This window comes from Paenibacillus sp. 01T422 (assembly GCF_056398785.1).
In genome coordinates, this window is record NZ_JBFTQB010000531.1 from 1 (window position 1) to 5,515 (window position 5,515).

At 42.8% G+C, this 5,515-nt stretch carries 4 protein-coding genes; all 4 read right to left on the reverse strand.

The window, feature by feature from the left end; genetic code table 11:
- Positions 1-412 precede the first annotated feature (412 nt).
- Positions 413-1,153, reverse strand: coding sequence for a hypothetical protein (locus AC1DUA_RS25055; protein ID WP_477502349.1), 741 nt, complete (start codon positions 1,151-1,153; stop codon positions 413-415).
- Positions 1,154-1,276: 123 nt separating this feature from the next.
- Positions 1,277-1,840 (reverse strand): HupE/UreJ family protein, encoded by a 564-nt coding sequence (locus AC1DUA_RS25060; protein ID WP_477502350.1) that lies wholly within the window; start codon positions 1,838-1,840, stop codon positions 1,277-1,279.
- Positions 1,837-2,508, reverse strand: a complete 672-nt coding sequence (locus AC1DUA_RS25065; RefSeq protein WP_477502351.1) for a hypothetical protein — start codon at positions 2,506-2,508, stop codon at positions 1,837-1,839. Before AC1DUA_RS25065 ends, AC1DUA_RS25060 begins: the two co-directional genes overlap by 4 nt.
- Before the next feature lie 110 nt (positions 2,509-2,618).
- Positions 2,619-5,264: an S-layer homology domain-containing protein gene (locus AC1DUA_RS25070; protein WP_477502352.1), complete on the reverse strand. Its 2,646-nt coding sequence runs from the start codon at positions 5,262-5,264 to the stop codon at positions 2,619-2,621.
- Positions 5,265-5,515 lie beyond the last annotated feature (251 nt).

Genomic DNA, 5,515 nt, shown 5'->3' on the forward strand with positions numbered 1-5,515 from the left:
CCAGTAACGTCGGTGCCAGAACCTCTGAAACTTATGGAGCTTTCAGCTGGCGAAATGTTAAACGAATCACCATTGATTATGGTCCCTGAATTAGTGTCTATATTTAAGACACCTATTATAGATTTTTTCTGCTTCAACATCTCAACCCCTTGCTCTTAATGATATCTTTAGTATATGTGAACTTGACCTTATTGCTTGGTTGTGTGAACATGTCCAGTGACCTATTTTGCTTGATTGGTCATCTTTCAGAATAAAATTCAATGCGACTAGTTCGACCCAAATTGAGCCGTATCGATCGCATGGGGTATATCCCTCTCAGCTATTTGGGACTACCAACAAGCGTACCGGCTTATCGAAGCTAATAATACAAAGAAGAGTCGCTCTAAATTTAGAAGCGACTCTCTTAAAATAATTATAATGGTAAGCCCCCTGAATGCTCCCAGGTAGCGTATTTATGATTAAATATTCCTGATATATTCGAGTATTCACTATAAGCTTCTTCTCGTAAATGAACAAAGAAGGCATGTTCCTCTAATAGATTTTGCAGTTGTTCATCCATAAATTCTGCATGGATTGCTAGAAGGACTAGATCTACATCACGGAGTTTACTAATAAGTATATCAATAAATAGTTCATTTTCATTCTTATGATTTAAAGAAAATGAATTGCTAGGAACGTATTCATCTGTAATGAATCGTATAGTTTCCTTTAGAACATTTACAAAGTGTTGATACTTATTCCCGTACTTATAATAAATCATTGAGTGAAAATCAAATCCCCCCTCTTCATCACCGTATTTTTTCCAATGTTCTTCAACTTCTGCAAAAAATAAATCATGCTCTTTAAACCCTTTTTCTGTCCAGGATTTTATTTGACCAAGTAAATAATCATACCTTGTTTGTAAGAATTGTAGTTTATTAAATTTATTTTGGTCATCTAATTGAATTCTCTGTAAGTAAATAGTGATTACCAGACCGGAGAAGGCTAAACCCGAGAAAATAGCGTTAATTGCTCCGAAAGTGTCCCCAAATACCCCACTAGCATTCCAATCTTTAAAAAATAAAAAAACAATACACCCATAAAGTCCAGTAATCCCTACAATAACAAATGCAACACGTGAAATAAGCTTTGAGACCCAAGAATTAATAGGCATGATTCCTCCAAAATATAACAATATAATTTTATTTTAATTTATCGTATCATGCTAAATTTGTAAATCTTTTCGAACGATGATTACTTACGTTTATGGTTAGCCTTAGCAAATAAGCGAGTGACTTTATATCACACGTTCAAGAAACCAATAAATACCGAATAAAGCGATCATGCTTGATACGCCATAAACCGTCTGGGCTTTCCAACGACTTTGCCCGACCTTATGGATGATCGGCAATAGAACAAGAAATACAGCCAGCTGCCCCAATTCAATTCCGATATTGAAGGAAAGCAAGGGCAATGCAACATTACCTGAAAAACGCCCCTCCATCACTCCTGCGAATCCGAAGCCATGAATAAGACCGAAAAATGCTGTAATTAGCCAGCGCCACTTGTGCTCCTTGTGCAACATATTTTCCACTGCCACAAACACGATGCTTAATGCAATTAATGGTTCAATGATTGCCCCGGGAATCTTAACAAGTTCCAGCGCTGCCAGTGCTAGCGTGATACTATGTCCAAACGTGAATGCCGAGATGATTTTGATATACTCACTCAACTTAAGGCGAACGATAACTAGACCTAAGAGGAATAACAGATGATCATACCCTGTGAACAGGTGCTCCATGCCATACATGATGTAACTCCATGCAATAATAAGCCACTCCGGAATTAATATTTCCATCATCGATTTCTCCTCTTTGCCCTAAATTTTCGATAATAAATCCAGACTCCCATTGTAGCTCCTACAAACAGTAGTAAGATGAGAGGAATCCACGGAGGGATCTTGATTATCCGATTTACAACAGCTTTCGGACTATTAGGGTTCATGTAAAGCTTTAAGATTTGATTATTTTTGTCAAAATCATGCTCTCTCGTCGAGCCGTCAATGGATGTAATGGTTGAAAAGTTGTGATGCAAAGGACTTATGTTAAACAAGATGTCATACTTTATGACCAGTTCATTAATTTTCTGCCCAAAATCATAGTTAAGGTTCAACTTGATCATGGGAATGCCTGCTCCTTGTTCAATCATCTCTATAGACACAAGCTCCATCTGCAAATCTGCTCCATCCGCTTGGATTGACAATCCTCGCGCCACGAATTCCTGCAAATCAGTTTTCTTTTGAATGGCTTCTTCTTGGGTAACTGTCCCATCTTGATCTAGATCAAGATTTAGAGTCGGCCTCATTTCATCCGGAGTGAGTAACAGTACGTACCCTAATCCCTCTTCCTTAAGTGATATATGAGAATAACCGAACGATAAGTAGTGCGCCTTTGCCGTTTCCGGCTGAAGAAACATCCAGGATAACAATAACGAGAATAGAAATAATCTGACTAGCATTCGTTGGTTCATATCGTTGTACCCCAGTTTCAGAAGAATACTAACTTTAATAGAATGAGTTGTTTAATAAAAAGATCGCCACCCTCCTTAAACATATAGGTGGCTGACGATCTTTTTCATGCCTATTTCAATAAGTTGTAGATTGCTTGTGCAGCTTCCGCACGGGTTGTACGTTCTTGCGGTACGAACAGCCCTTCTTGGCGTCCTGTCAACAACTTCGCTTTCATCGCGCTATTCACATAAGGTAAAGCCCAATCGCTGATCTCGGATGCATCCGAACTAGCTTCTGAAGATGGCTCTAGCTTCGTTCCTGACCGGTGTTCCAAGGCGCGGACGAGCATGACAGCCATTTCTTCTCGGGTAATACTGCGATTCGGTTCGAATGACTGCTGCGAGTTACCCGTTATGATTCCAAATTGATAGGCAGCAGCTACTTCTTTCGCATACCAGTCATTCCCTGCTACGTCACCGAAAGGAGATGTATTGTCAGATACAAGGCCTAGCGTCCGGGCAAGCAAAGCTGCGAACTCTGCGCGGGAAATGTCTCTACCAGGGGCAAAAGTGTCGTTCGTCGCACCGTTCACGATATGTTGGGCGGAAAGCTCTTGTATTGTTGAAAATACCCAGTGCTGGCTTGATACATCATGATACGTTTTCTCCAAAGACAGCAATGCATACTGGCCGAGGCGATCTACTCCAACCTCGATTGCGGTATTTCCGCTAACCCGTTTTCCGCCCAAGTAGGCGAGACTTCCATCTTCCTTAATCTCATAAATGCCAACCAACTTCGGATTCATTCCCACAGGAATCGGGAACGTCATCGTCACAGGCTTCACAAGTTCATCTAGACTAAACTGTTTGCCATCAGTAACGGTCGCGAAGATCGAAAGATCAATCATCTGGCCGCCTAGCTTGTATATACCATTCTCTTTGAGACTTGCTGCCTGCACCGTTCGCTGCGCTTGCGCTGCTTCAACAGGTTCAATTTTCACGGTAACTGATGCAGATTTGCTGGATTCCGGCAGCAAACTGCTTGCGGATTTCAACAGATCGCCAGGAACCGTCAGATTTATGTTTTGAGTCTGAACATGAAGTGAGCGCCCACTAAGCTGATCTACTTGCTCCTGCGGGATAATCAGGCGATTCTTCCCTTCTGCCAATTCGACGGATATGGATGTCTTGCCGACCTTCCAATCTTCTTCCTTAATAGTTGCTGCGTCATCTGGCAGCTTAGGCTTATCTGGTGTTATTACTGGTCCTGATGAAGTTGGTGAATCCGAATCTTGATCGTGATCTGAACCATGATTTGTATCTGGAGCTGACAAACGATTAACCTCAATTACATAAATATTGGATGTGCCATCCTGCGCTGTTACCACGACAGAAACAGCATTTGGGCCAACATTTAAGCTGCTGCCTCCGTTGATGATGACTCTAGATGTGACATGATAGACGGAATAAGTCACAGTGGCTACTGTTGTACCATAAGGAACATCAACTTTGTAGCTTAGTTTGTCCGGAGCGAACCCACTTAATGTCGTTCCATTCACTTGCAAATCAAACAAGCTTGCGTTGGACGATACCTTTTGAGCTTGTCTTGTTATCAAAATGCTATACGTAGTCTTGCTTGTACCGTCCTGCGCCGTCACTATAACGGTGACCGGATTGGCGCCGACGATCAAATTCTCACCGCCACTCACCACTGCCGTTGCAGTTGGATCGGCTTTCTCATAGGTCACGCTTGCCACCGTTGTACCATAAGGAACATCAACGGAGTAGCTCAGCTTGTCTGGAGCAAATTCACTCACCCCAGTTCCGTTAACTCTCAGATCGATCAAAGAACTGTCCGACGATAACGGTTGAGCATATCTGGTTACTATGATGGTATAAGCCCTTTCGGTACCGTCCTGCGCCGTCACTATAACGGTGACCGGATTGGTGCCGACAATTAAACTCTCGCCGCCGGCAATCACTACCGTTGCGGAAGCACTTGCTGCCGTATAAGTAGCGGTTACCGCCGTCGTGCCATACGGTACTGTCAACACATAGTTGAGCTTATCTGAGGCGAAACCACTTAACGAAACGCCGTTTACTTTCAAATCCGTCAAGTTGGCATTACTGCTTGAAAGCTGTTCGCCGGTAAAATCAATTTCGCTCATACTAGTGAATAATCGGGACGTATCTGTGTTATAAGTTCCGGTAACGACAAATTTCACATACTGGCCCTGTAAGGCTTTATCAAAAGATACAAAATCCTTATACACCGCACCTGTCCAGGTCTGTCCAAATGTGCCGGTAACCTTGTTAGCCGCATTGCCCAAGAAGGCAGGATCTGTTAAGTCGGCCAGAGTATCCGAGGCATATACTTCAAATGTTTTTGGGAATCCCATATCGGATTGACTGAGACGACTCTTTCTCTGTATGCCATGCAGGCTGTACTTACTTTTCATATCGATAATAACCCAATGCGGGAAAGGCGCCGAAGGAGATTCCCATTTGGAGTGCCAAATGGTTGCTTCTGAACCGTCCAGAATATTACTCGCATAAGCATTCTCATTGTCTGCATAAGAACTGAAAGAATCGATCGAAAACGCCGTTTTTGGAATGAAATTGTAAATCAGGCTTCTCTGGGCAGTTTGCATAGCCCACATCAAATCGAGATACGTCTGATCAATCACTGCAGCATCAGAATTTGATGTCAAAGCTCTTCCGGCAGCAATCTGAGCTGTCAGTTCATTTTGCGCTTGTGAGGGAAGTGACAATTCCACACTGGGCACATCCAGCCTGGATACTTCTTATCACATCATTCTGGGAGCAGACGGCAATAAAGGCTACGGGGGAGCGACTGTCACGCTGGATGAGTTGAAAATATGGAAGCGCGCCCTGTCCGACCGGGAAGCCAAAGCGCTATCCGATTCGTATCAGTCGTTAACTTTGTATAACTTCAGTCAGTTGACGGCAAAGATTCAGGAAGCGGAACAACTCGATGCTTATGTTGCAGGAACAATCGGATTGTCAC

What these genes read in the sequence shown, in the direction of transcription:
- AC1DUA_RS25060 (WP_477502350.1), bottom strand. Translation starts at nt 1,840, where the DNA reads ATGATGGAAATATTAATTCCGGAGTGGCTTATTATTGCATGGAGTTAC.
- AC1DUA_RS25065 (WP_477502351.1), bottom strand. Translation starts at nt 2,508, where the DNA reads ATGAACCAACGAATGCTAGTCAGATTATTTCTATTCTCGTTATTGTTA.
- AC1DUA_RS25055 (WP_477502349.1), bottom strand. Translation starts at nt 1,153, where the DNA reads ATGCCTATTAATTCTTGGGTCTCAAAGCTTATTTCACGTGTTGCATTT.